Raw genomic sequence first — 22,978 nt, 5'->3', positions numbered from 1 at the left:
TCAGGATCCGTACGGGCCATCCAGGCCCTGGCTGAACATCACGCGGAAGCCGCGCTTGAGCTGGGCGTCGCGCGCCTTCTCGAACGCGGCCATGGCGTCGTCGCGCTCCAGGAACTGCTCGCGCTTGAGCGTGGCCTTGCCGCCCTGCACGCCGGACTCGCGATACAGCGTCCAGCCGCCCAGCAGGTCCTGCTCCAGCGCGATCTGGACGTAGCGCGGCGCCTCGGCGGTGGCGGGCATGGCTTGCAGGTAAAGGCGCATGGATTCCGGTTCGAAGAGCGGGCAAGGGACCGCAGAAGCCGCATTCTAGAAGGCTTCGCCCGAAGGGGCGAGTGTGACGATGCGCCACGCGGCGGCGGAATGCCTGTGGGAGCGCACCCTGTGCGCGACTTCGCGCTGTCGCGCACAGGGTGCGCTCCCACAGGAGGATGCCGGCTAGCGGGTGGCGGCTTCCAGCACCGCCATCACATCCGCCTCGCCCACGCCGCCGACGATCTCCGCGCGCCCGATGCCGCGCCACAGGATCAGCCGCAGCGCGCCGGCGAGGTTCTTCTTGTCCAGGCGCATCAGCGCCAGCAACGGCTCCGGCGCCATGCCGGCGGGAATCGCGGTGGGCAGGCCCAGCGCGGCGAGCAGGCGTTGCAGGCGCGCGGTGTCGGCCGCTTCGCTCATGCCCAGCCGTTCCGACAATTGCGCGGCCAGCAGCATGCCGATGGCCACGCCCTCGCCGTGCAGCAGCACGCGATACTGGCCGGCCGTCTCCAGCGCGTGACCGAAGGTGTGGCCGAGGTTGAGCAGGGCGCGCTCGCCCTGTTCGGTCTCGTCGCGCACCACCACGCCGGCCTTGTACGCCACCTTGCGCGCGATGGCCTCGGTCAGCGGCCCGGTCTCGCGCGCCTTCAGGGCATCGGCATGCTGTTCCAGCCAATCGAAGAAGGTGGCGTCGCCGATCGCCGCGCCCTTCACCACCTCGGCCAGGCCGGCACGGTATTCGCGCTCGGGCAGGCTGGCCAGCGTGTCGGTATCGGCCACCACCGCACGCGGCTGGTGGAAGGCGCCAACCAGGTTCTTGCCCGCTGGCAGGTTTACGCCGGTCTTGCCGCCCACCGAGGAATCGACCATCGACAGCAGGGTGGTAGGCATCTGGATGAAGTCGATGCCGCGCATCCAGCAGGCCGCGCTGAAGCCGGCCAGGTCGCCGACCACGCCACCGCCCAGCGCCACCACGCAGGCATCGCGCGTGGCGCCCAGTTGGGCCAGCGCATCCAGCGCACGGCCGACATTGGCGAAGGTCTTGTGCGCCTCGCCGTCCTCGAGCAGGAACGAGGACCAGCGCAGGCCCGCCAGCCCCTCGGCCACGCGATCCAGGTACAGTGGCGCCACCGTGGTGTTGCTGATGACCAGTGCATGGCGGCCGCGCAGCGCGGCGCGCCAGCGCGCGGTGTCGGCGAGCAGGCCCGGGCCGATCCATACCGGGTAGCTGCGCTGGCCCAGGGCGACGTCGATGGTGCGGGCGGGGAAGGTCGGGGTCGTCATGCGGCGTGCTGGCGCTGCCAATGCTGGTCGATCAGGGAAATGCTGCGCGCGCTGGCAGCGTGGACGTGTTCGTGGATGCCGGGAACCGCCAGGTCGGCGATCTCCTGGTACAGCGGCGTACGCGCCTGCGCCATGGCTTCCAGGCGCCCGCGGCGGTCGCCGCCGGCCAGCAGCGGGCGCTGGCGATCGCTGGCCAGGCGTTCGAGCTGCTGTTCCACCGTGGCCTGCAGCCATAGCACATAGCCGCGTTCGCCCAGGATGCGGCGGTTGGCCGGGTCGAGCACCGCGCCGGCGCCGGTGGCCATCACCACACCCTGGCGCCGGCTGCATGCCTCCAGCAACTGGCTTTCGCGCTGGCGGAAGCCGGCTTCGCCCTCGACCTCGAACACCGTGCCCACCGGCACGCCGCACACCCGTTCGATCTCCTGGTCCAGATCGACGAAGTCCAGCCCATAATGCTCGGCCAGCCGGCGTCCGATGGACGTCTTGCCGGCGCCGGTGGGACCGACGATGAACAGGTTGCACGATGGATTCATGGGTGAATGCTAGCAAACGGCGGTGCCGGGCATGAGCCGGCGCGTGCTGCTCGCCGGCTGCGGCGACCTTGGCCGGCGCGTGGCGCAGCGCCTGCTGGCGCGCGGCGACGAGGTGTGGGCACTGCGCCGGCATCCGCCCGGCGATGGCGGCGACGGCATCCGCTGGATCAGTGGCGACCTCGCCGTGCCGGAAAGCCTGCGCGGCCTGCCCGCCGATGCAGCGCAACTGGTCTACCTGCCGGCACCGGCCGGACGCGACGAGGCGGCCTACCGCGCGGTGTTCCTTGACGGGCTGCGCCACCTGTTGCGAGCGCTCGACCACGAGTCGCTGCGGCGCGTGCTGTTCGTTTCTTCCAGCGCGGTCTACGGCGAACACGGCGGTGCCTGGGTGGACGAGGACACGCCGCCCGATCCTCCCGGTTTCAATGGCAAGGTGCTGTGGGAGGCCGAGCGTTGGCTGGCGGCGCAGCCGCTGCCCTCGACCGTGTTGCGCCTGGCGGGCCTGTACGGGCCCGGGCGTCTCCAACTGCTCGATCGCCTGCGCGCAGGCGCTGCCCGGGCACCGCGCGCCGTGCCGCACTGGGCCAACCGCATCCATGTCGATGACGCCGCCGCGGCCATCGCGCATCTGCTGTCGCTGGAAGCGCCGGCATCGTTGTACCTGGGGGTGGATGACACACCGCTGCCGCTGCATGAGTTGTACGACTGCCTCGCCGGCCTGCTTGGCGTGCCGCCACCGGGCGAGGGCGCGCCGCCGCCGGGCGTGGGCAGCAAGCGCCTGGGCAATGCGCGGCTGCGGGCCAGCGGCTTCGTACCGCGATGGCCCGATGCGCGGGCGGGCTATGCGGCGCTGATCCGCGGCATGGCGTGAACGGCACGGCCGTGTACAAAGGCACTGGCTCCCGGGCGGCGCCGGGATGACGATCCAGCACGTGGCTATTTCCGGAGGAACACCCATGTCCGCCCAGGTTTCGCTTCATATGGTCAGCACCGGCAATGAACTGCCGGGCTACCGCATCGTCCGCCCGATGGGCATCGTGCGCGGCATCACCGTGCGTTCGCGCAGCGTCATCGGCAATCTCGGCGCGGCGCTGCAGACGCTGGTGGGCGGCAATATCTCGATCTACACCGAGTTGTGCGAGAACGCCCGCGAGGAAGCCTTCGAGCTGATGCTGCGTCATGCGGCCGAGCGCGGCGCCAACGCCGTGGTGGCGATGCGCTACGACGCCAACGACGTGGCCGAGGGCGTGACCGAAGTGCTGGCCTATGGCACGGCGGTGCAGGTGGAGCCGCTGGCCTGATCCTCAGCTATGGTTGAGCGCGACGACGTGGCGATCGTCGTCGTACTCGACCACGGTGTCGGCCAGCTCGGGCAGGGTGGCCAGCGCATGCCGGCTCAACCGCTCGAAATGGGCCAGGAAGCGCGCCATCGTCACCGCGTCCATGGCCAGCGGCGCATGGCGGGCCAGCAGCTCTACTTCCTGCTCGCTGCGCCAGCGGCGCACCACTTCCCAGTTGGGCGCCTGCAGCACGATCAGCGCGTCCAGCTTGCGCCATAGCGGCTGGTAGCCGCGCAGCTGCTTGTTGACCCAATGGCGCCAGGTGCCGTCGGCGTCTTCCCCGCGTTCCAGCGCGTTGACAGGCTCTTCCAGGGCGGCCAGCGTCTGCGGCCGCACGCCCAGCGCCCAGCCTTCCAAAATCACCAGCCGGGGCGGGCGGATCACGCGCGGCCACTTGGAAGGCGGCATGCGGGTATCGCGGCCCTTGTCGAAGCGCGGATAGCTCACCGGCAGCTTGTCCGACGCCTGGGGCAGGGCCGCCAGTACCGACATCAGCAGCTCGATCTCGTGCGTGCCGGGCACGCCGCGGGTGCGCAGCAACGGATGCACCTGGTGGGCCAGCACGTCGCGCTCGCTGCGCGAGTAATAGAAGTCATCCAGTGAGAGCACCTCGGTGGGCCAGCCGCGCGCCTCGGCCTGGGCCTTCATTTCCCGGGCGAGCGTGCTCTTGCCGCTGCCCTGCAGGCCCGACAGTCCCAGCAGGTAGGGGCGGCGGGAGCGGGCGATGCGGCCGGCGTACTGGTCGAGCAGGTGTCCGGCCAGGGTCGAATTCTGCGTGCTAGCATCTGGAGACATGCCGGCCATGATGGCGCGCGGCGGCCACGATTCAAGACCCCATGCTGAAACCAGAGATCCTTGACACCTTCCTGCAACTATTGGATGAGGCCGGAGCAGGGGGCGACCCCGACGCCACGGCCATGAGTTTGGCCACGGCCGACGCGGCCGGCCGCGTCAGTTCGCGCATCGTGCTGCTCAAGGGCGCCGATGAGCGCGGCTTCCGCTTCTACACCAACTACGAAAGCGACAAGGGCAGCCAGCTGGAAGCCCATCCGCAGGTGGCCCTGTGCTTCCATTGGAAACAGCTGCGCGACGGCGTGCAGGTGCGCGTGGAAGGTGTGGCGCGCAAGGTCCTGCCCGAGGACTCGGATGCCTATTTCGCCTCGCGTCCGCGCGAGAGCCAGCTCGGCGCCTGGGCCTCGCTGCAGTCCCAGACCCTGCCCGACCGCGAGACCTTCGAGCAGCGGCTGGCCCGCTATGAGCACGAGTTCGCGGGCCGTGAGGTGCCGCGCCCGCCGCATTGGGGCGGCTATGTGGTCGAGCCGGACATGGTGGAGTTCTGGTACGGAGCGGCATTCCGCCTGCACGAGCGCGTGCGCTGGAGCCGCCACGGCCAGACCTGGACCAGCCGACTGCTTTATCCTTGAGGTTCTGCCAGCCGTTCGGAGGCATCAAGCATGCGCGCAGCGCCCGCCGACCACGTCGCCCAGAACGGCTTCACCGTGCACACGCGCGGCCGCGGCTTTACCGAGATCACCGACAAGGTGGGCGAGGTGGTCGCGGCCAGCGGCGTACATACCGGCATGGCCAACATCTTCAGCCTGCACACCAGTTGCTCTCTGCTGATCAGCGAGAATGCCGACCCCACCGTGCGAGATGACCTGGAGCGCTGGTTCGCCCGGGCCGTGCCCGATGGCGACGCGATCTTCCGCCACGACGAGGAAGGCCCGGACGACATGCCTTCCCACGTGCGCGCCATCCTCACCGGGGTCAGCCTGGTGGTGCCGGTGCATGCCGGACGCGTGCAGCTCGGCACCTGGCAGGGCATCTACCTGTGGGAACACCGGCGCGATCCGCACCAGCGCAAGCTCACGGTGACCGTGCTGGGACATTGACCGCGTGACCGCGCAACACGACCGCTACCCGCAACGCATCGTCTGCCTCACCGAGGAACCGACCGAGGTCTTGTACGCATTGGGCGAGCAGGACCGCATCGTCGGCATCTCCGGCTTCACCGTGCGCCCGCCGCGGGCGCGCAAGGAAAAGCCCAAGGTGTCGGCGTTCACCAGTGCGAAGATCGACGAGATACTGCGGTTGGAACCGGATTTCGTGGTCGGCTTTTCCGATATCCAGGCCGACATCGCGCGCGAGCTTATCAAGGCCGGGATAGAGGTGTGGATCAGCAACCACCGCAGCGTGGACGGCATCCTGGCCTATATCCGGCGCCTGGGCGCGATGGTGGGCGCGGCCGGCAAGGCCGAAGCCTATGCCCGCTCGCTGGAGCAGCGCATCGCCCAGGTCGAGGCCGCCTCGGCCCGCTTCGCGCGGCGGCCGCGCGTGTACTTCGAGGAATGGGACGAGCCGCTGATCACCGGCATCCGCTGGGTGGCGGAACTGATCCGCATCGCCGGTGGCGACGACGTATTCCCCGCGATGGCCGGCGAATCGCTGGCCAGGCACCGCATCCTGGCCGATCCCGGCGAGGTGGTGCGCGCGGCGCCGGACATCATCCTCGGTTCCTGGTGCGGCAAGCGCTTCCGTCCGGAAAAAGTGGCGGCGCGCGAAGGCTGGGAGCCGATCCCGGCGGTGCGCGCAGGCGATCTTTACGAGATCAAGTCGCCGATCATCCTGCAGCCGGGGCCAGCGGCGCTGACCGAGGGGCTGGAGGCGATGCATGGAATCTTCGCGGCGTGGCAGGGGAGGAGGTGAGGGCGGTGCCCTCTTCCCCTCCGCCCCCACTCCTACCAGATCCTCACCCGCTCCTTCTCCGGCCGCCACATCGGCTGTCCCGGCTTCACCCCGAACGCCTCGTAGAACTCCGGCACGTTCGACAGTGGCCCGTTGACGCGCCACTTGGCCGGTGCGTGCACGTCGGCCAGCAGGGCGTTGCGCAGGCGCGCCTCGCGTTCCTGCGACAGCCAGCCCAGCGCGTAGCCGAGGAAGAAGCGCTGCAAGGGCGTGTAGCCGGCCACCTTTTCGCCCTTCTTGTATTGCTCGGTCTGCTTGAAGGCGTCCAGGCCGATCACGATGCCGCCGAAATCGGCGATGTTCTCGCCCAGGCTGGCCTGGCCGTTGATGTGCAGGCCGGGCAGCGGCTCGTAGGCGTTGAACTGCTTGACCATCACCTCGGCGCGCTGCTGGAAGCGCTTGGCGTCCTGCGCCGTCCACCAGTCCGCGAGGTTGCCCTTGGCGTCGTACTGGCGGCCCTCGTCGTCGAAGCCGTGGGTGATCTCGTGGCCGATGGTCGAGGCCGCCACATAGCCGTACACCACCGCGTCGTCGATCTCGCCGTCGGCATAGCCGGGGATCATGAACTGCGCGGCGGGCAGCACGATCTCGTTGTTGGACGGGTTGTAGTAGGCGTTGTAGGTCTGCGGGGTCATCTCCCACTCGTTGCGGTCCACCGGCTTGCCGTACTTGGACAGCATGTCGGCGAAGTTCCAACGCGCGGCGTTCATCATGTTCTGCGCGTAGGACTCGCGGCCGATGGCGAGGGCCGAGTAGTCCTTCCACTTGTCGGGATAGCCCACCTTCTTGGTGATCGCGGCAAGCTTCTCGTGCGCCTTGGTCTTGGTGGCCGGGCTCATCCAGTCCAGGCGGTCGATGCGCTCGCCGTAGGCGGTGCGCACGGCCTCGACCATGGTGTTGTAGCGCTGCTTGCTGGCCTCGGAGAAATAGTCCTTCACGTAGATGCGGCCCAGGATCATGCCCAGGGCTTCGTTCTCGGCGCGCAGTACGCGCTTCCAGCGGGGCTTCTGCTCGGCTTGGCCGGACAGCACGCGGCCGTAGAAGTCGAAGTGCTCGTTGTCGAAGTCCGTGCCCAGGTAGCTGGCGTAGGCGTCCATCAGGTGGGCGCGCAGGTAGTCGCGCAGCACGCTCGCCGGAGTTTTGGCCAGCAGGTCCTGCAGGCCGCCGAAGAACTCCGGCTGGCCCACGATCACGCTCGATGGCGCCAGTTTCCACGCGGCGAGGCGGGACTGCCAAGCGATGGCGGGCGTGTATTTGGCGGTCAGCTCGGCCGGCGCCATCTTGTTGTAGTTCTTCTGCGGGTCGCGCAGGTCCTCCAGCGGACGCGAGACCTTGGCCAGGGCCGTCTCGAAGGCCATCACCTGATTGGCGCTGGCGCGCGCGGCGGCCGGGTCGGCGCCGAGCTGGCGGAACAGGTGTTGCAAGTGCTCCACGTAGGCGGCGCGGGCCTTGGCCACGCCCGCCTCGGTGTTGAAGTAGTAGTCGCGCTCCGGCAGGCCCAGGCCGCCCTGGCCCAGGTGCACGGCCATCGCGTCGCTGTCCTTCTCGTCCTGGGCGATAGCGAAGCCGAAGAAGGCGTCCACGCCCAGCGGCTGCAGCGCGAAGGCCTCGTCCAGCGCCGAGCCCACGTCGCGCACGGCGTCGATGCGCGCCAGTTCCGCCTGCAGCGGCGCGATGCCGAGGCGGTCGGCGAGGGATTGGTCCATCGCGGTGGTCCAGAAATCGCCGACCTTCTGCTCGTCGCTGCCTGGCGCCGCGTTCTTCTGCGCGGCCGCGTCCTCGCTGATCTTGCGCAGCTTGGCGTACAGCTCGTCCTGCACCACCTGGCCGATGCCCCACTGCGATTCCTCGGCGGGAATGGGGTGGCTCTTCAGCCAGGCGCCGTTGGCGTAGTCGAAGAAGTCGTCGCCAGGATTCACCGTGGTATCCACGTGGGAGGCGACCACGTCCGGGTGCGCGGCGGGTCCAGGCGCCGCGGCATGGGATACGCCGGTGAGGGCAGCGGCGACACCGAGGGTGAGCAGGCGATGGCGCAGCGAAAGGGATGTCGCTTTCATGCGGCAGGAGGTTCCTTGGGAGACGGGAGTGGGAGATCGTGAACGGGCTCTCAGAGACCCAGCGCCAGCCGGGCGCCGAGATCGGTCAGCGGCGATACCAGCAGCAGGCGTGCCAGGATCAGCGCGATCATCACCGCCCAGGGGGCGAAATCCAGGCCGCCGGCGACCAGCCGGCCGCGCAGCGGGCGCATCAGCGGATCGACCAGGCTGCCGGCGAGGCGATAGACCGGATGGTAGGACTCGACCTGGAACAGGCTCATCAGCGACCACACGAAGATCAGCACCACGTAGAACATGGCGATGAAGTCCAGCGTGTCGGCCACCGCCAGCACCACCAGGCCCAGCACGTGCGGGAACACGCCGAGCAGCGAGAACAGCACCACGCGCTTGACCAGCATCAGCAGCCACACCAGCAGCAGGGCGGCCACGTTGATGCGCCGCCAGTTGGGCAGCACACGCCGGACCGGCGCCAGCACCGGGTTGGTGGTGCGGTAGATGAACTGACTCAGCGGATTGTGGAAATCCGCGCGGCTGGCCTCGGCCGCCAGGCGCAGCACGAACAGCGCGGCCGCAGCGCCGAAAGCCAGTTCGAGCAGGAAGGAAAGGGCGTTGACGAGATAGCTCATGGAGTCTCCCTAGTCGTCCAGGGCGGCGGCCAGTTCGCCGCCGCGGCGGGTGGCGGCGGCCACGGCGCGGGCGACGGCCTCGTGGAAACGATCGGCGGCGAAGCTTTCCAGGGCGGCTTGCGTGGTGCCGTTGGGCGAGGTGACGCGCTGGCGCAGTACGCCAGGTTCTTCGCCGCTTTCGGTCAGCATGCGCCCCGCTCCCAGGCAGGCCTGCGCCGCCAGTGCACGTGCGGTTTCCCGCGACATGCCCTGGGCGAAGGCGGCGTCCTCCAGCGCCTCGACCAGCGCGAAGAAATAGGCTGGGCTGGAACCGGAGATGGCGGTGACGGTATCCATCAGCGATTCGTCCTCGATCCAGCGCGTCAGCCCCACCGCATCGAGGATGTGCTGCGCCTGCGCGCGCTGCTCCGGGCTGACCCGGCGGTTGGCGAACAGGCCGGTGGCGCCCGCGCCGATCAGGGCCGGCGTATTGGGCATGCAGCGCACGATGGGCAGCGTATGGCCGAACCAGCGCTCGAGCTGGTCGACGCGCACGCCGGCGGCGATCGAGATCAGCAGCGGGCGCTGGCGCGCCAGGTCATCCTGCAGTTCGGCATGGATGGACGGCATGATCTGCGGCTTCACCGCCAGCACCAGCACCTCGGCATCGGCCGCGGCGAGGCGGTTCTCCGCATAGCAGGCCACGCCGAAGTCGCGGCCCAGCGCCTGGCGCGCCTCGGCGCGCGGCTCGGCCACGCGGATGGACGAGGTGGCGATGCCGGTCTTGAGCAAGCCGCCGATCAGGCTGCGTGCCATGTTGCCGCCACCGATGAATGCGATACGGGTCATGCGTACTCCTGAAGCTGGGCGGCCACTACCTTACCGGACCCGGGGTTGGTCCGTCCCGTGGCAGGCGTTGGGTGGACCGGGGCCAGTGGAAAGGGGACCGTTCGGACGCCTGTGCGGACCTTGCTCATCGCATGGCGGCCTTTAAGCCAACCTGGTCCGCAGTTTGCGCAGATAGGACTTAGGAAAGACTGGCTCCCCGGCCCTGGCCGCGAGTAGTATCGGCCCGCTGCATGGGGAACCGGGTTGCACCGTCTTCGAGGGCGTTGGCGCGCCTGCGCCACGATGCCGCGTCCCTTGGGTATACCTCTCCGTGCGGCGAGCCGCAGCATGCCGTCCAGATGACCGGGTTGAGGGGAACGCCAAGATGGATATCGCCGAACTGCTTGCCTTCTCGGTGAAGAACAAGGCCTCGGACTTGCACCTTTCCGCCGGCCTGCCGCCCATGATCCGCGTGGATGGCGACGTGCGCCGCATCAACATCCCGGCGCTGGAGCACAAGCAGGTCCATTCGCTGATCTACGACATCATGTCGGACAAGCAGCGCCGCGACTACGAGGAATTCCTCGAGGTCGACTTCTCCTTCGAGATTCCCGGCCTGGCGCGCTTTCGCGTCAATGCGTTCAACCAGAACCGCGGCGCGGGCGCGGTGTTCCGTACCATTCCCTCCGAGGTGCTGACGCTGGAGGACCTGGGCGCGCCGCCGGTGTTCCGCGAGCTGATCGAGCAGCCGCAGGGCCTGATCCTGGTCACCGGTCCGACCGGCTCGGGCAAGTCCACCACGCTGGCGGCGATGGTCGACCACATCAACAAGAACGAATACGGCCACATCCTCACCATCGAGGACCCGATCGAATTCGTGCACACCTCGCAGAAGTGCCTGGTCAACCAGCGCGAGGTGCACCGCGACACCCATGGCTTCAACGAGGCGCTGCGCTCGGCGCTGCGCGAAGACCCGGACTACGTGCTGGTGGGCGAGTTGCGCGACCTGGAGACCATCCGCCTGGCGCTCACCGCCGCGGAGACCGGCCACCTGGTGTTCGGCACCCTGCACACCAGTTCGGCGGCCAAGACCATCGACCGCATCATCGACGTGTTCCCCGCCGGCGAAAAGCCGATGGTGCGCTCGATGCTGTCCGAATCGCTGCGCGCGGTGATCTCGCAGTCGCTGCTGAAGAAGGTGGGCGGCGGCCGTATCGCGGCGCACGAGATCATGGTGGGCATCCCGGCGATCCGCAACCTGATCCGCGAGGACAAGGTGGCGCAGATGTACTCGTCGATCCAGACCGGCCAGCAGTACGGCATGCAGACGCTCGACCAGAACCTGCAGGACCTGGTCAAGCGCGGCCTGGTGACACGCCAGCAGGCCGCCGGCTATGCACGCAACAAGGACATCTTCAAGTGAGGGAATAGGGAGTAGGGAATAGGAAAAAGCCTGGAGACATGGCCCAGTCGTCCCTTTTACGCTCTTCCTATTCACTATTTACTATTCACCATTCCCCGTCCCGGAGGGACTTATGAGCGACTTCGACTTCACCTCGTTCCTCAAGCTGATGGTGCACAAGAAGGCATCGGACCTGTTCATCACGGCCGGCGTGCCGCCGTCGATGAAGGTACAGGGCCGCATCGTGCCGATCACGCAGAGCCCGCTGTCCGCGCAGCAGTCGCGCGACATGGTGCTCAACGTGATGACGCCCTCGCAGCGCGAGGAGTTCGAAAAGACCCATGAGTGCCAGTTCGCGATCTCCGCGCAGGGCGTGGGCCGCTTCCGCGTGTCCTGCTTCTACCAGCGCAACTGCGTGGGCATGGTGTTGCGCCGCATCGAGTCGAAGATTCCCACCATCGAGGAACTGAGCCTGCCGCCGGTGATCAAGCAGCTGGCGATGACCAAGCGCGGCATCATCATCTTCGTGGGCGGCACCGGCACCGGCAAGTCCACCTCGCTGGCCTCGATGATCGGCTACCGCAATGCCAATTCCACCGGCCACATCATCACCATCGAGGACCCGATCGAATACGTGCACAAGCACGAGGGCTGCATCATCACGCAGCGCGAATTGGGCATCGACACCGACAGCTGGGACAACGCGCTGAAGAACACGCTGCGCCAGGCGCCCGACGTCATCATGATCGGCGAGGTGCGTACGCGCGAGACGATGGAACACGCCATCAACTTCTCCGAGACGGGCCACCTGTGCCTGTGCACGCTGCACGCCAACAACGCCAACCAGGCGATGGACCGCATCCTGCACTTCTTCCCGGAGGATCGCCGCCAGCAGCTGTTCATGGACCTGTCGCTCAACCTGCGCGGCATCGTGGCGCAGCAGCTCATCCCCACCCCGGATGGCAAGGCGCGGCGCGTGGCGGTGGAAGTACTGCTGGGCACGCCGCTGGTGCAGGACTACATCCGCCAGGGCGAGATCCACAAGCTCAAGGAAGTGATGAAGGAGTCCACCAACCTCGGCATGAAAACCTTCGACCAGAGCCTGGTCGAGCTCTACCATGCCGGCGAGATCTCCTACGAGGACGCGCTGCGCCATGCCGACAGCTCCAATGAGGTGCGCCTGCGCATCAAGCTGGCCCAGGGCGGCGACGCGCATACTCTCTCGCAGGGCCTGGATGGCGTGGAGCTGGAGGAAGCCCGCGACACGCAGAACTTCAACGGCGGCCTGCTGCGTCGCTGAAGCCTTGCCCCGCCCGCCAGCGTGAAGAAGGCGCCCGATGGGGCGCCTTCCTCGTTTTCAGCGGACGCCCGATGCGGCGTGAGGGTGCTTACTGGGCGGCATCGCTGACGGTAAGGCCGCTGGCATCGACGCTCTTCACGCCTTTCACTTTCTTGGCGACCTGCACGGCCCGGGTCTTCTCCGCGGCGCTGGTGGCCGTGCCCGTCAGGCTGACTACGCCGTCCATGGTGGATACGGAAATGTCCGTGCTCTTGATGCCCTTGGTGGTGGTCAGCTCGGATTTCACCTTGGTGGTGATCCACGCATCGGCGGTCTTGTCGGGTACGGTCTGGTTGTCCGACTGCTTCTGCGCGGCATCCTGAGCGGCAACCTGCGCGAGCGGTACGACCGAGAAGGCGGCCACCAAGCCAGTGACGATCAACGTCTTGCGGAACAGGTTGTGGGTGAGCATGGGAAAATCTCCTTGCAATGGAGGGAACACTGTCCCTCGGGACAGACGTCCGCCGTTGCTCCTGGCGTTCGTGGGTTCCATCCCAGCAGCCCGCGTGTGAATCCTCGATGGCTGGCATCCGCACCGGTTCAGGGCGCGATCACGCTTGCGAAGGCGACGTCATCGCGATGTCCTGAAAGCGTTGGGGCCGGCCGGGCATGGCGGGATGCGCAAAGCGAAATGGGGCGCCAAGGGCGCCCCGTTTACTTCATCGCCGCGCCACTCCGGCAATCACTTCAATTCGGTCTGGCTGGTGATGACCAGGCCGTCGTTGTCCATGCGCAGCGTGCCGGCCACCGATTTGATGCGCGCGGCCTGTGCTTCCATCGCCTCGAACTGGGCCTTCGAGTGCGCGGCCGCCGCCTTGGCGGTCGCCTGCGCATCCGGATCGTCGCTGCTGGCGGAGGCGGTGAGTTCGGCGATGTGCTCGGACTTCTGCGCCATCGCCTTCACCCAGGCCAGGTACATGTCGCCGCTCAGGTGCAGGCGGCCGAGGCGGCCCGCGTCGCCGGTGGGCGCGCTCAGCAGCTCGCCCAGCCTGGCATCCTCGCCCTGGCCGATGGCCAGCGCCAACGCCTTGGGACCCATCGCGGCCCATACCGGCGTACCCAGCGGGGCGGTGACTTCCGGCGGCAGGGCGGCGACCTTGCCGTCCGGGGCGAGCTTGAGCTGCTGCAGGCCGGAGGAGGCCATCTGCGCCATGGCCAGCAGGCCAGCCGGGTTGGTGGTGCCGATCACCACGCGGCCGCTGAACTTGGGCATGCTGTCGGCGCTGCCGGGTTCGAAGCTGTCCAGCGCCACGCGTGCGCCGAGCAGGTCGCCAACCGGCGGCACCGCGGCCTGCTGGGCCATCAGGCCGATCTTGGCGAAGCCCTCGTTGAGGTCGGCCAGCGACGGGCAGGCGAACGGCTTGGCGGCCACTGCCTCGGCTTGCGCGCTCCAGAACGCGCGCACCTGCACCATGGGCATCGCCAGGCTGATGTCGAACGGCGAGGCGCCGTCCGCGCCCAGGCCGGGCAGTTCCACCTTCAGGCCGGCGAAGGCCTTGGTGATGTCGTCGGCCAGCGCCACGTCCCAGCGCAGGTCCTGGTGCTTGGCGTCGAGGCGGGTGTAGCCGAAGCTCGTCGCCGGCACGCGGGCGGCGATGCGGGTTGCCTCGGCCTCGCAGCTAGGCGCGATCTTCACCTGGTTGGCGACCGGCTCGCCGGTCTTGGCCGACTCGGCCTCGGCGCGGGCCTTGATCAGGGCGTTGAACAGCGGGTCCTTGCCGCTGGCGGCGAGCGGCAGCAGGCGGGCCAGGTCGACCTGGCCGATGGCCCACGGCTGGTAGTCCTTGGCCTTGGCCAACTTGTCCAGGCGGCCGTCGTCCTGCAGGTTCCTGGCCGGGCGGTCCAGGCCCAGCGCCAGCCGCAGCGTGGCTTCCGGCGCGTCGGACGGCAGCAGCGCGGCGACCGCCTGCTTGCCCGACACCACCGCCAGCACCACCTGCACGCCGGCCTCGGCGGAGACATGCTTGCGATAGCTCAGGCCGCCCAGCGTGGCGGTGTCGAACGGCTTGCCGTAGGCCGCTTCCAGGCGACCCACGAAGGCGTCGAACGCCTTGGGATCGGTCAGCTCGAAGCGGGCCACCGGCGACAGGCCCAGGCCGTAGAACGCCGAGCGTCCCTTGACGTTGAGGCCGGCGTTCCGCGCGAACGACTCGATGGTCTTGCCGTCCAGCTCGGCGATGATGGCCTTGAGCAGGCGGGAGGCATCGGGGTCCTTCTCGGCCATGTCGTCCGCCGTGGCGCGCAGCTGGGTCAGCTCGGTCGGCAGCTGGGCGTCGGCCTGGGCCAGGATGGCCTTGCGGGTATCGTCATCGAGCACGTCGAGGTTGGCGACCACGTACGGCGTGTCCGCCGGCACGAAGGCGAGGGGCGCGTCCTTGTCCTTGTGATGGCATGCAGCCAGCAGCACGCCGGCGAGGCCCAGCGCGGCAAAGCGCATCGTCGATCGCATGTCTGTTCCCTTGAATGGTGAGATGGTGTCGCGCCGCGCATTATGCCCGCTTTTGCGGGATATCGCGGGGCGTGCGGGGGGGGGAAGAAGCCTTGGTGGAGCGGGGGTTGGGGGTGGGTGGTGGGGGTGCCAAGACCACCCGTCTGGCCACCTTCAGTCAGCGACGACAGCGCGGTGTCGCGCATCGTCTATCGCGGCTTTCAGGCGCTGCCACGGTCGTCGGTCTTGGCGCCTTGCTGCCCATCCCCAACCCATCGCCATCCAATCAGCGGCCCAGCACCTCGGCCAGCACCGCCATGCGGACGAACACGCCGTTGCCGACCTGCTCGAGGATGCGCGACTGCGGCCCATCGGCCACCTCGGAGGCGATCTCGATGCCGCGGTTGAGCGGGCCCGGGTGCATCACCAGGGCGCCCCTGGCGGCGCGTTCCAGCCGGCGCTTGTCCAGGCCGTAGCGCTCGAAATAGGCCGCCTCGTCGGGCAGGTCGGTGGCGGCCATCCGCTCCTTCTGCAGGCGCAGCATGATGACCACGTCCGCGCTTTCGACGGCGGCATCGAAATCGTCGGTGAGGATGCACTGCGGGAACTCCGATGGCTCGGGCATCAGCGCCCGCGGCGCGCACAGCCGGATTTCCTTCACGCCCAGGCCGCCGAGCGCATGCACGTCCGAGCGCGCCACGCGCGAATGCTTCACGTCGCCGCAGATGACCACGGTGAGCGGAGCGAAGTCCGGGCGGTGCTGGCGGATGGTCAGCGCGTCGAGCAGGCCCTGGGTCGGATGGGCGCGATTACCATCGCCAGCGTTGACCACCGACACGCCGCTCATCGCATGGCGGACAAGTTCATCAGGCGTCCCTGACACCTTGTGGCGTACCACGATGGCGTCCAGGTGCATCGCCTCGAGCGTGTGCAGGGTGTCGAACAGGGCTTCGCCCTTGCTGGTGGAGGAGAAGCCGATGTCGAAGTTGACCACGTCGGCACCGAGGCGGCGCGCGGCCAGCTCGAACGAGGTGCGCGTGCGGGTGGAGGGCTCGAAGAACAGGTTGAGGATGGTGCGGCCAGCCAGCAGGTCCAGCTTGCGCGTGCCGTGGGCGCAGCCGTCGCGCATCGTTTCGGCGCGGTCGAGCAGGCGCTCGATGGTGTCGCGGGGCAGGTGTTCCAGCGTGGTGAGATGGCGCAGGCGTTGGCTCATGGCAGGCAGGGGTCCGGGACTGGAGGGATGCTAGTGGCCGTGGGCGGACGCGCCCGCCAGCCAGCGTTCGAGGATGACGGCGGCGGCCTCGGCATCGATGGCGGCGGCGGCGCTGCGCTTCTTCAGGCCGGCCGCGCGGGCGCTGGCGAAGCGCTGGGCGGCCTCGCGCGAGCTGTGGCGCTCGTCGGTCAGCTCGACCGGCAGGCCGTAGCGCTGGCCCAGTTGTTCGGCGAAGCGGCGGGCGCCGCGGCTGGCCGGCTGTTCCCCACCATCCAGGGTCAGCGGCAGGCCGACCACCAGCGTGTCGGGCAACCACGCCTCGCGCAGGGCATCCAGCCGGGTCCAGTCGGGAGCGCCGTCGCGCATGGGCACCGCGGCCAGGCCGCGTGCGCTACCGGTGAAGCGGTTGCCAATGGCGACGCCGATGAGCCGGCTGCCGTAGTCGAAGCCGAACACGCAACTCGCCTGGCTCATGGCTTCGCATGGCCCACGCCGGGTGCGGCCTGCTGTCCAGCCGGCGGGCAGGGACGGAGGCGGGCGCTCATGCGTGGCCCGCGTAGCCTGGAAGCTGCAGCGGGTCCACGCCTACCAGGCCGGCGGCGGCGCTCCAGCGTTCCTCCAGCGGGGTATGGAACACCACGCGCTCGCTGGCCTCGACGGTGAGCCAGGTGTTGTCTTTCAGTTCCTGCTCGAGCTGGCCGGCGCTCCAGCCGGCGTAGCCCAGGGCCATCACCGCCAGGCGCGGGCCTTCGCCGTTGGCCATGGCCACCAGGATGTCGCGCGAGGTGGTCACCGACCACTCGGCATTGATGCGGTAGCTGGATTCCCAATGCCCCGGTTCGCGGTGCAGCACGAAGCCGCGCTCCTGCTGCACTGGCCCGCCGATCAGCACGGGGGCATCGGCCAGTTCCAGGTCGTTGCAGTCCAGCTTCATCTGGGCCAGCACGTCGCCCAGGCGGTATTCGGAGAGCTGGTTGACCAGCAGCCCCACCGCGCCGTCCTCGTCGTGCTGGCAGATGAAGGCCACGCCGCGCGAGAACGGCGGCTCCGCCAGGCTGGGCATGGCGATCAGGAAATGGCCGGCGAGGGACTGGGACTGGGGCAGGGATGCGGACATGGGCGCATTGTAAGCCCTGCGGGCCACGGCTGCCCGCGGGGCCTTCAGCGGCTGCGCAGCACGTCGTTGGGCATGAACTGCCAGGTGCGCGTGATGTTCAGCTCGTCGATGTGGTCCTTGTCCTCGGGAATCGGGGGAAAGGGCGCGGCCAGCCGCACGATGCGCTGGGCGGCGGCGTCCAGCAGGGGCTGGCCTGAGCTTTGCACGACCTCGATGCCCTTCACGGAGCCGTCTCGGTTGAGCGTCACCGTCATCAGCACGTCGCCGTGCAGGCCGCGGCGGCGGGCCTCGTTCGGGTAGTTGAGGTTGCCGACCCGTTCCACCCGGTCCACCCAGCCGCGCATGTAGGCGGCATAGGCGTATTCCCTGGTGTTGGAGGAGATGAATTTCTTGCGCGGCCGCTTGGCGTACTGCTCGCTGCGGTCGCGCACCTCGGCGGCCAGCTGGGCCATTTCCTGGCGCCGGCGGACCTCGGTGGGAGATTCGGGCAGGTCCTGCGGGGCCTGATCCGGCTTGTCGCTGTCCGTGCTCACGCGGTAGCTGCTGTGGCCGGAGGTGGTGAGCAGCCTGTCGTCGGTGGCCTGCTGCGGCCTGGGCGCGCCGGCCTCGACCGGCTGCGGCGCCACGCCTGGCGAGGGACGGGGCAGCATGCCGGAAACGGGCTGGGAAGGGCGGGCGGCCTTGTCGCTTTCGCCGCCGCCGCTGTTGCTGGCCTGGGCCAGGAAGTCGGCCTTGTCGGGCGCCTCGCGGTTGGCCACGTCCACCAGGGTCACGTCCAGGGTGGGCAGGCTGGGCCTGGACTTCACGTAGCTGAAGCCGATGCCGAGGATCAGCACGCCGTGCAGCAACAGCGAGAACAGCAGGGTGGCGCCGATCATGTCGGCGCCGGTGCGGACAGCGGGTTGGCTCACGCGGGACGGTTTCCGGTTCTGTGCTCGATGACATCGAACAGCTGACCGCAGATATTAAGCCCGAACTGCGCATCGAGTTCGCGCGCACAGGTCGGCGATGTGACGTTGATCTCGGTGAGGTAGTCCCCGATCACGTCCAGGCCCACGAACAGCAGCCCGCGCCGGCGCAGTTCCGGCGCCACCTGCGAGACGATCCAGCGGTCGCGGTCGGACAGCGGCACGCCCACCCCGCGTCCGCCGGCGGCCAGGTTGCCACGGAAATCGCTGCCCTGCGGGATGCGGGCCAGGGCGTAGGGCACCGGCTCGCCGTCGACCACCAGGATGCGCTTGTCGCCCTCGCTGATGCGGGGGATGAACTTCTGCGCCATGGTGAACTGGCGGTGCTCGCCATGTGGGCCGGCCGCGATCAGGGTCTCCAGCATGGAGTTGAGGTTGCCGTCGCCCTCGCGCACCCGGAAGATGCCGCGTCCGCCCATGCCGTCCAGCGGCTTGAGCACCGCCTCGCCGTGCTCCGCCACGAAGGCGCGCAGCTCGGCCGCGTCGCGGGACACCAGGGTGGGCGCCATGCATTGCGGGAAATGCAGGGCAAACAGCTTCTCGTTGCAGTCGCGCAGCGCCTGCGGCCGGTTGACCACGGCTACCCCGGCCCGCTCGGCCAGCTCGGCGACCATGGTGTCGTAGATGAACTGCGCATCCACCGGCGGGTCCTTGCGCATCAGCACCACGTCCAGCTCGCGCAGGTCGCGCCAGCGCGCCTCGCCGAGCACGAACCAGCCGGAGGGGTCGTCCCGCACCGACAGCGGCGCCAGGCGCGCCCACGGCAGGCCGTCCCGGACGGACAGGTCGCCCTGCTCCATGTAGAACAGCGCGTGCCCGCGCCGCTGGGCCTCCAGCAGCATGGCGAAGGTGGTGTCCTTGGCGATCTTGATGGCACCGATCGGGTCCATCAGCACGGCGACCGAGAGGGTCATCGTCATTCTCCGGTAGTAGAGCCTGGCCACGATGCCGGCCAGGCGGGGACAGGCAAGTGTAGGAGCAGACGCCTGCGCTGCCGACCCTTGCCGCGATGGCCCGCCCGCGTCCCCGGCCGGGGCGCCCCGCCTTGGGAACCCGAGCTGCTCCCTGGCCTATTCGGGGTGTGGGATTTTTCGGAGAAATCGCCAATTCAATGACGTAGGACTCTTAGCGTGAGATTTCAGCTTGACGCCACGTCGGGCAGGCGGTAAACAGCAACGCACGAGTGCCTGCTGGCTGAATGGTCGTCGTACGTCGTAGATCGAGAATTTTTCTAACACATGATGAGGCTGCCGGCCCGGTGCCGGCGGCCGCACGATTTACCTGAGCCTGGGGCGGGTCGCAGGGGGGTGTTGTGAACTTGAACATAAATGGAAATGGCCTGGCCGGCCTCAAGGTCATGGTGATCGACGACTCGAAAACCATCCGTCGCACCGCCGAAACCTTGCTCAAGAAAGAAGGCTGCGACGTGCTCACGGCCGTGGACGGTTTCGAAGCCCTCGCCAAGATCTCCGACCAGAAGCCCGCGATCATCTTCGTCGACATCATGATGCCGCGCCTCGACGGCTATCAGACCTGCGCGCTGATCAAGAACAACCCGCAGTTCCGCGGCACGCCGGTGATCATGCTCAGCTCGAAGGACGGCCTGTTCGACAAGGCCCGCGGCCGCATCGTCGGCGCCGAGCAATACCTCACCAAGCCGTTCACCCGCGACGAGCTGCTTGGCGCCATCCATCGACATGTCAGCACGGTGTAACGCCGTCGACTACAGGAACTAGGGGGGCCTGTGGCCAATATTCTCATCATCGACGATTCGCCGACCGACGTGCGCGTGTTCACCACGCTGCTCGAGCGCGCCGGCTACAAGGTCGATTCCGTGGGCAACGCCGAGGAAGGCATCGAGCGCGTGCGCGCGCAGAAGCCCGACCTGGTCATCATGGACGTCATCATGCCCGGCATGAATGGCTTCCAGGCCACGCGCACGCTCACGCGCGATCCGGAGACGTCGAACGTGCCGATCGTGATGATTACCACCAAGTCCATGGAAACGGACCGCGTATGGGGCCTGCGCCAGGGCGCGCGCGCCTTCATCACCAAGCCGGTCAACGAGAAGGATCTGCTGGCCTGCATCAACGACCTGCTGCCGAGCGCGGCTTGAGGTGGCGATGACCCAGACCGCCGCGCTCTCGCCCTTCGAACTGCTGGCCCGCTACGAGCGGCTCTCGCTGGCGCATGCCTCCGACACGCCCGAGAAGCTGGAGGCCCCCGGCCTTTGGCGCGGCATCGGCTTCCGTGCCGGCAGCCGCTTGTTCGTCAGCGGCATCGACGAGATCAGCGAGCTGCTGGCGGTGCCGACGCTCACGCCGGTGCCGGGTACCCAGGCCTGGCTGCTGGGCGTGGCGAACGTGCGCGGCAATCTGGTGCCGGTGATCGATCTGTCCCGTTTCCTGTTCGGCGAGCGTACCCAGACCACGGAGCGCACGCGCCTGCTGGTGGTCCGCCAGGGCACGGGCAGCGTGGCGCTGATGGTTGACGAAGTGTTCGGCCAGCGCACCGTCGATGCGGAACAGCGCCGCCATGCCGAGCAGGAGGACGACCCGCGCCTGTCGCGTTTCGTCGAGGATCGGGTAGGCGAACCACGGCTGGCCGTGTTCAGCATGGGCAAGCTGGTGCGTGCGCCGGATTTCCGCCAGGCCGCCGCCTGACGGAAGGAAAGCACAAGTAGGGCCGGTGCCGTTCGAGGCCGGAAGTCAGGGCGATGTACCGACACCTGGCCGGCCAGGTCGGCAAGGTGTACACGGGCGAGGTGAACGAAATGAGCACTACAGGGGGCATGGGCAAGGAGCGAGGCTATACCAGCCTCATCATTGCGCTGGTCATCGCGTTCGGTTTCACGGGCGTGGACTTCGTCATGCTCACGCTGCGTGGGCGTGAGGACGCCCAGGCCGTGGGACTGACCACGCAGATCCAGGTGTTGTCGCAGCAGACGGCGAAATACGCCCTCGAGGCGGCGGACGGCAACGTCGACTCCTTCAAGGAGCTGGAAACCAACCGCAATGCCATCGACTCGGCGGTGCAGCGCCTGAACAAGGGCGACGAGAAGAGCGGCATGAAGCCCTACGCCGACAACAACGCCACCCCCGCCGGCCGCGCCACCTCGGCCCTGAGCAACGCCTGGGGACAGCTCGACGCCGATATCGGCAAGATCCTGTCCAACAAGGCGCTGGTGGTGGATTCCTCGCAGCGCGCCGCCGCCCTGTCGCGTGACCTGCCCGTGCTCAACTCCAGCATGGAGCAGGTGGTGAACATCCTGCAGCAGCGCGGCGGCAGCGCGGAGCAGACCTACACCTCCGCCCGCCAGATGCTGCTGGCCGACCGCATGATCCGCCGCGTGCAGGAAGTACTGCAGGGCGGCGACGCCTCGCAGCCGGCGGCCGATGGCCTGGCCCGCGACGGTCAGTTGTACGGCTCGGTGCTCAAGGGCCTGCTCGAAGGCAACACCGAGGTGGGCGTGCGTCCGATGGCCGACGCCAACGCGCGCAAGATCCTCTCCGACATGCAGACGCAGTGGGACAGCCTGCAGGATCCGGTCGGCAAGCTGGTTTCGGCGGCGGGCAACCTGAGCGACGTGAAACGCGCCGGCAACCAGGCCTCGCTGGATTCGCAGAACGTGCTGCTGCGCGCCAACGAGCTTGCCGACCAGGTCGGCAAGCTGCCCACCCGCCGGCTGTTCCCGAACCTGTGGTGGGGCGTGCTCGGCGCGATCGGCGCGGCCGCCTTCCTCATCATGCTGGTGGTGCAGCTGATCGCCGACCAACGCCGCCGCTTCCAGGAATCGACCGAGCTCAACCAGCGCAACCAGGAGGCGATCATGCGCCTGCTGGATGAGATGGGCTCGCTCGCCGAAGGCGACCTGACGGTGAAGACCACCGTGACCGAGGACATCACCGGCGCCATCGCCGACTCGGTGAACTACGCCATCGACGAGCTGCGCACCCTGGTGACCACCATCAACGAGACCTCCGAGCAGGTGTCGTCCTCGGCTCAGGAAACCCAGACCACCGCCCGCCAGCTGGCCGAATCGGCGCAGCACCAGGCGCAGCGGATCAGCACGGCCACCACCGCGATCAACCAGATCGCGAGCCTGATGGATACGGTGTCCAAGGACTCCGCCGAGTCGGCCGACGTGGCCGAGCGCTCGGTGAAGATCGCCTCGCGCGGCGCCGAAGTGGTGCGCGAGACGATCTCCGGCATGGACTCCATCCGTGACCAGATCCAGGAGACCTCCAAGCGCATCAAGCGCCTGGGCGAATCCTCGCAGGAGATCGGCTCCATCGTGGAACTGATCAACGACATCGCCGAACAGACCAACATCCTCGCCCTGAACGCCGCCATCCAGGCGGCCTCGGCGGGCGAGGCGGGCCGAGGCTTCGCGGTGGTGGCGGACGAAGTGCAGCGCCTCGCGGAACGTTCCGCGAGCGCGACCAAGCGAATCGAGACGCTGGTGCAGACCATTCAGTCCGACACCAACGAAGCGGTGAACTCGATGGAGCAGACCACCGCGGAAGTGGTGGCCGGCGCCCGCCTGGCGGAAGACGCCGGCAGCGCGCTGGGCGATATCGAGCGCGTGTCGCACGACCTGTCCGCGCTGATTCAGAACATTTCGACCCAGGCGCGCCAGCAGTCCACCGCGGCCACCGACATCTCGGTGTCGATGAATGCGATCCAGGAAATCACCTCGCAGACCTCGCAGGGCGCGAGCCAGACGGCCGACTCGATCGGCTACCTGGCCCAGCTGGCCAGCGACCTGCGGCGTTCGGTGGCCCACTTCAAGCTGCCGGGCTGACAAACGATTGACACGGGGGGCAACCTCGACGGTTGCGTGACAAGGCGTTACGTGACCGCT

Annotated in this window: 25 protein-coding genes; 11 read left to right on the top strand and 14 right to left on the bottom strand. The window is 68.3% G+C overall.

All coding sequences use genetic code 11. The annotated features are described in order from the left end of the window. The 3 genes from MJ605_RS12320 to MJ605_RS12310 all read right to left on the bottom strand — a co-directional run bounded on the left by MJ605_RS12320 (position 1) and on the right by MJ605_RS12310 (position 2,072). A complete protein-coding gene (locus MJ605_RS12320; RefSeq protein ID WP_243041819.1) occupies positions 1-261 on the bottom strand; it encodes a WGR domain-containing protein in 261 nt (86 codons plus the stop codon). Between the two features lie 174 nt (positions 262-435). Next, the gene (aroB, locus tag MJ605_RS12315) at positions 436-1,536 is read right to left on the bottom strand and encodes a 3-dehydroquinate synthase (protein WP_243041818.1); all 1,101 of its coding nucleotides are present in this window, start codon (positions 1,534-1,536) and stop codon (positions 436-438) included. Continuing rightward, on the bottom strand, positions 1,533-2,072 hold the full coding sequence (locus MJ605_RS12310) for a shikimate kinase (RefSeq protein ID WP_243041817.1): 540 nt from the start codon (positions 2,070-2,072) through the stop codon (positions 1,533-1,535). The genes aroB and MJ605_RS12310 overlap by 4 nt, the downstream gene beginning before the upstream one ends. Positions 2,073-2,103: 31 nt before the next feature. On the opposite strand from MJ605_RS12310, the gene MJ605_RS12305 reads away from it, so the two are divergent. Both MJ605_RS12305 and MJ605_RS12300 read left to right on the top strand, forming a co-directional pair. Next, a complete protein-coding gene (locus MJ605_RS12305; protein WP_243041816.1) occupies positions 2,104-2,943 on the top strand; it encodes an NAD-dependent epimerase/dehydratase family protein in 840 nt (279 codons plus the stop codon). 85 nt (positions 2,944-3,028) lie between these two features. Next, the gene (locus tag MJ605_RS12300; RefSeq protein ID WP_243041815.1) at positions 3,029-3,373 is read left to right on the top strand and encodes a YbjQ family protein; all 345 of its coding nucleotides are present in this window, start codon (positions 3,029-3,031) and stop codon (positions 3,371-3,373) included. A gap of 3 nt (positions 3,374-3,376) precedes the next feature. On the opposite strand, the gene MJ605_RS12295 is transcribed toward MJ605_RS12300, so the two are convergent. Continuing rightward, positions 3,377-4,207: a kinase gene (locus MJ605_RS12295; RefSeq protein WP_243041814.1), complete on the bottom strand. Its 831-nt coding sequence runs from the start codon at positions 4,205-4,207 to the stop codon at positions 3,377-3,379. A 41-nt stretch (positions 4,208-4,248) separates the two neighbouring features. Here MJ605_RS12295 and pdxH point away from each other — a divergent pair, with 41 nt between their 5' ends. The 3 genes from pdxH to MJ605_RS12280 are packed head-to-tail and all read left to right on the top strand — an operon-like array spanning position 4,249 to position 6,118. Then, positions 4,249-4,836 (top strand): pyridoxamine 5'-phosphate oxidase, encoded by a 588-nt coding sequence (gene pdxH, locus MJ605_RS12290; protein WP_243041813.1) that lies wholly within the window; start codon positions 4,249-4,251, stop codon positions 4,834-4,836. Positions 4,837-4,866: 30 nt separating this feature from the next. After that, positions 4,867-5,304, top strand: coding sequence for a secondary thiamine-phosphate synthase enzyme YjbQ (locus tag MJ605_RS12285; protein WP_243041812.1), 438 nt, complete (start codon positions 4,867-4,869; stop codon positions 5,302-5,304). Positions 5,305-5,308: 4 nt separating this feature from the next. After that, positions 5,309-6,118: a cobalamin-binding protein gene (locus MJ605_RS12280; protein ID WP_243041811.1), complete on the top strand. Its 810-nt coding sequence runs from the start codon at positions 5,309-5,311 to the stop codon at positions 6,116-6,118. A 32-nt stretch (positions 6,119-6,150) separates the two neighbouring features. Here the strand turns inward: MJ605_RS12280 and MJ605_RS12275 are convergent, their stop codons facing one another. From MJ605_RS12275 to proC, 3 genes are read right to left on the bottom strand one after another with little or no spacing between them, the layout of a single operon-like run. Then, positions 6,151-8,214 (bottom strand): M13 family metallopeptidase, encoded by a 2,064-nt coding sequence (locus MJ605_RS12275; protein ID WP_243041810.1) that lies wholly within the window; start codon positions 8,212-8,214, stop codon positions 6,151-6,153. Between the two features lie 50 nt (positions 8,215-8,264). Next, positions 8,265-8,840, bottom strand: a complete 576-nt coding sequence (locus MJ605_RS12270) for a YggT family protein (protein ID WP_243041809.1) — start codon at positions 8,838-8,840, stop codon at positions 8,265-8,267. A gap of 9 nt (positions 8,841-8,849) precedes the next feature. Beyond that, positions 8,850-9,668, bottom strand: coding sequence for a pyrroline-5-carboxylate reductase (proC, locus tag MJ605_RS12265; RefSeq protein ID WP_243041808.1), 819 nt, complete (start codon positions 9,666-9,668; stop codon positions 8,850-8,852). A 364-nt stretch (positions 9,669-10,032) separates the two neighbouring features. Between proC and MJ605_RS12260 the strand changes: the two genes are divergently transcribed. Together MJ605_RS12260 and MJ605_RS12255 are read left to right on the top strand one after the other, a co-directional pair. After that, positions 10,033-11,070 carry a type IV pilus twitching motility protein PilT gene (locus MJ605_RS12260; RefSeq protein ID WP_243041807.1) on the top strand — a complete coding sequence of 346 codons (1,038 nt, stop codon included), beginning with the start codon at positions 10,033-10,035 and terminating at the stop codon, positions 11,068-11,070. Between the two features lie 112 nt (positions 11,071-11,182). After that, positions 11,183-12,349 (top strand): PilT/PilU family type 4a pilus ATPase, encoded by a 1,167-nt coding sequence (locus MJ605_RS12255; protein ID WP_243041806.1) that lies wholly within the window; start codon positions 11,183-11,185, stop codon positions 12,347-12,349. 88 nt (positions 12,350-12,437) lie between these two features. Here MJ605_RS12255 and MJ605_RS12250 read toward each other — a convergent pair whose 3' ends face one another. The 7 genes from MJ605_RS12250 to gshB all read right to left on the bottom strand — a co-directional run bounded on the left by MJ605_RS12250 (position 12,438) and on the right by gshB (position 19,028). Beyond that, entirely contained in the window at positions 12,438-12,800 is a 363-nt protein-coding gene (locus MJ605_RS12250; RefSeq protein ID WP_243041805.1) for a BON domain-containing protein, read from the bottom strand. Positions 12,801-13,070: 270 nt separating this feature from the next. Continuing rightward, complete coding sequence (locus MJ605_RS12245) at positions 13,071-14,837, bottom strand: hypothetical protein (protein ID WP_243041804.1); 1,767 nt, start codon at positions 14,835-14,837, stop codon at positions 13,071-13,073. Between the two features lie 265 nt (positions 14,838-15,102). Then, entirely contained in the window at positions 15,103-16,029 is a 927-nt protein-coding gene (locus tag MJ605_RS12240) for an aspartate carbamoyltransferase catalytic subunit (RefSeq protein WP_243041803.1), read from the bottom strand. 30 nt (positions 16,030-16,059) lie between these two features. Further along, entirely contained in the window at positions 16,060-16,503 is a 444-nt protein-coding gene (gene ruvX / locus MJ605_RS12235) for a Holliday junction resolvase RuvX (protein WP_243041802.1), read from the bottom strand. A gap of 67 nt (positions 16,504-16,570) precedes the next feature. Next, entirely contained in the window at positions 16,571-17,146 is a 576-nt protein-coding gene (locus MJ605_RS12230) for a YqgE/AlgH family protein (protein ID WP_243041801.1), read from the bottom strand. 44 nt (positions 17,147-17,190) lie between these two features. Then, the gene (locus tag MJ605_RS12225; protein ID WP_243041800.1) at positions 17,191-18,057 is read right to left on the bottom strand and encodes an energy transducer TonB; all 867 of its coding nucleotides are present in this window, start codon (positions 18,055-18,057) and stop codon (positions 17,191-17,193) included. Further along, entirely contained in the window at positions 18,054-19,028 is a 975-nt protein-coding gene (gshB, locus tag MJ605_RS12220; protein WP_243041799.1) for a glutathione synthase, read from the bottom strand. Before gshB ends, MJ605_RS12225 begins: the two co-directional genes overlap by 4 nt. A 443-nt stretch (positions 19,029-19,471) precedes the next feature. Between gshB and pilG the strand changes: the two genes are divergently transcribed. From pilG to MJ605_RS12200, 4 genes are all read left to right on the top strand, one after another. Further along, positions 19,472-19,828 (top strand): twitching motility response regulator PilG, encoded by a 357-nt coding sequence (gene pilG, locus MJ605_RS12215; RefSeq protein WP_114238650.1) that lies wholly within the window; start codon positions 19,472-19,474, stop codon positions 19,826-19,828. Positions 19,829-19,858: 30 nt separating this feature from the next. Then, entirely contained in the window at positions 19,859-20,230 is a 372-nt protein-coding gene (locus MJ605_RS12210; protein WP_243041798.1) for a response regulator, read from the top strand. Between the two features lie 7 nt (positions 20,231-20,237). After that, the gene (locus tag MJ605_RS12205; protein WP_243041797.1) at positions 20,238-20,777 is read left to right on the top strand and encodes a chemotaxis protein CheW; all 540 of its coding nucleotides are present in this window, start codon (positions 20,238-20,240) and stop codon (positions 20,775-20,777) included. Positions 20,778-20,887: 110 nt separating this feature from the next. Further along, positions 20,888-22,918 (top strand): methyl-accepting chemotaxis protein, encoded by a 2,031-nt coding sequence (locus MJ605_RS12200; RefSeq protein WP_345779538.1) that lies wholly within the window; start codon positions 20,888-20,890, stop codon positions 22,916-22,918. Positions 22,919-22,978 lie beyond the last annotated feature (60 nt).

The sequence above is a fragment of the Dyella sedimenti genome (genome assembly GCF_022760995.1).
GTDB classification, from domain to species: Bacteria; Pseudomonadota; Gammaproteobacteria; order Xanthomonadales; family Rhodanobacteraceae; genus Dyella; species Dyella sedimenti.
Note: the sequence above shows the minus strand (reverse complement) of the source record. Positions and strands in the feature narration are given on the sequence as shown.

Excerpts from the sequence above, each read along its gene's own strand:
- MJ605_RS12245 (WP_243041804.1), bottom strand. The coding sequence starts at position 14,837 with ATGCGATCGACGATGCGCTTTGCCGCGCTGGGCCTCGCCGGCGTGCTG.
- MJ605_RS12250 (WP_243041805.1), bottom strand. The coding sequence starts at position 12,800 with ATGCTCACCCACAACCTGTTCCGCAAGACGTTGATCGTCACTGGCTTG.
- ruvX (WP_243041802.1), bottom strand. The coding sequence starts at position 16,503 with ATGAGCCAGGCGAGTTGCGTGTTCGGCTTCGACTACGGCAGCCGGCTC.
- pilG (WP_114238650.1), top strand. The coding sequence starts at position 19,472 with ATGGTGATCGACGACTCGAAAACCATCCGTCGCACCGCCGAAACCTTG.
- MJ605_RS12300 (WP_243041815.1), top strand. The coding sequence starts at position 3,029 with ATGTCCGCCCAGGTTTCGCTTCATATGGTCAGCACCGGCAATGAACTG.
- MJ605_RS12260 (WP_243041807.1), top strand. The coding sequence starts at position 10,033 with ATGGATATCGCCGAACTGCTTGCCTTCTCGGTGAAGAACAAGGCCTCG.
- proC (WP_243041808.1), bottom strand. The coding sequence starts at position 9,668 with ATGACCCGTATCGCATTCATCGGTGGCGGCAACATGGCACGCAGCCTG.
- MJ605_RS12200 (WP_345779538.1), top strand. The coding sequence starts at position 20,888 with ATGAGCACTACAGGGGGCATGGGCAAGGAGCGAGGCTATACCAGCCTC.
- MJ605_RS12305 (WP_243041816.1), top strand. The coding sequence starts at position 2,104 with ATGAGCCGGCGCGTGCTGCTCGCCGGCTGCGGCGACCTTGGCCGGCGC.
- MJ605_RS12275 (WP_243041810.1), bottom strand. The coding sequence starts at position 8,214 with ATGAAAGCGACATCCCTTTCGCTGCGCCATCGCCTGCTCACCCTCGGT.
- pdxH (WP_243041813.1), top strand. The coding sequence starts at position 4,249 with ATGCTGAAACCAGAGATCCTTGACACCTTCCTGCAACTATTGGATGAG.
- MJ605_RS12320 (WP_243041819.1), bottom strand. The coding sequence starts at position 261 with ATGCGCCTTTACCTGCAAGCCATGCCCGCCACCGCCGAGGCGCCGCGC.
- MJ605_RS12255 (WP_243041806.1), top strand. The coding sequence starts at position 11,183 with ATGAGCGACTTCGACTTCACCTCGTTCCTCAAGCTGATGGTGCACAAG.
- aroB (WP_243041818.1), bottom strand. The coding sequence starts at position 1,536 with ATGACGACCCCGACCTTCCCCGCCCGCACCATCGACGTCGCCCTGGGC.
- MJ605_RS12270 (WP_243041809.1), bottom strand. The coding sequence starts at position 8,840 with ATGAGCTATCTCGTCAACGCCCTTTCCTTCCTGCTCGAACTGGCTTTC.
- gshB (WP_243041799.1), bottom strand. The coding sequence starts at position 19,028 with ATGACCCTCTCGGTCGCCGTGCTGATGGACCCGATCGGTGCCATCAAG.
- MJ605_RS12205 (WP_243041797.1), top strand. The coding sequence starts at position 20,238 with ATGACCCAGACCGCCGCGCTCTCGCCCTTCGAACTGCTGGCCCGCTAC.
- MJ605_RS12310 (WP_243041817.1), bottom strand. The coding sequence starts at position 2,072 with ATGAATCCATCGTGCAACCTGTTCATCGTCGGTCCCACCGGCGCCGGC.
- MJ605_RS12230 (WP_243041801.1), bottom strand. The coding sequence starts at position 17,146 with ATGTCCGCATCCCTGCCCCAGTCCCAGTCCCTCGCCGGCCATTTCCTG.
- MJ605_RS12285 (WP_243041812.1), top strand. The coding sequence starts at position 4,867 with ATGCGCGCAGCGCCCGCCGACCACGTCGCCCAGAACGGCTTCACCGTG.
- MJ605_RS12295 (WP_243041814.1), bottom strand. The coding sequence starts at position 4,207 with ATGTCTCCAGATGCTAGCACGCAGAATTCGACCCTGGCCGGACACCTG.
- MJ605_RS12240 (WP_243041803.1), bottom strand. The coding sequence starts at position 16,029 with ATGAGCCAACGCCTGCGCCATCTCACCACGCTGGAACACCTGCCCCGC.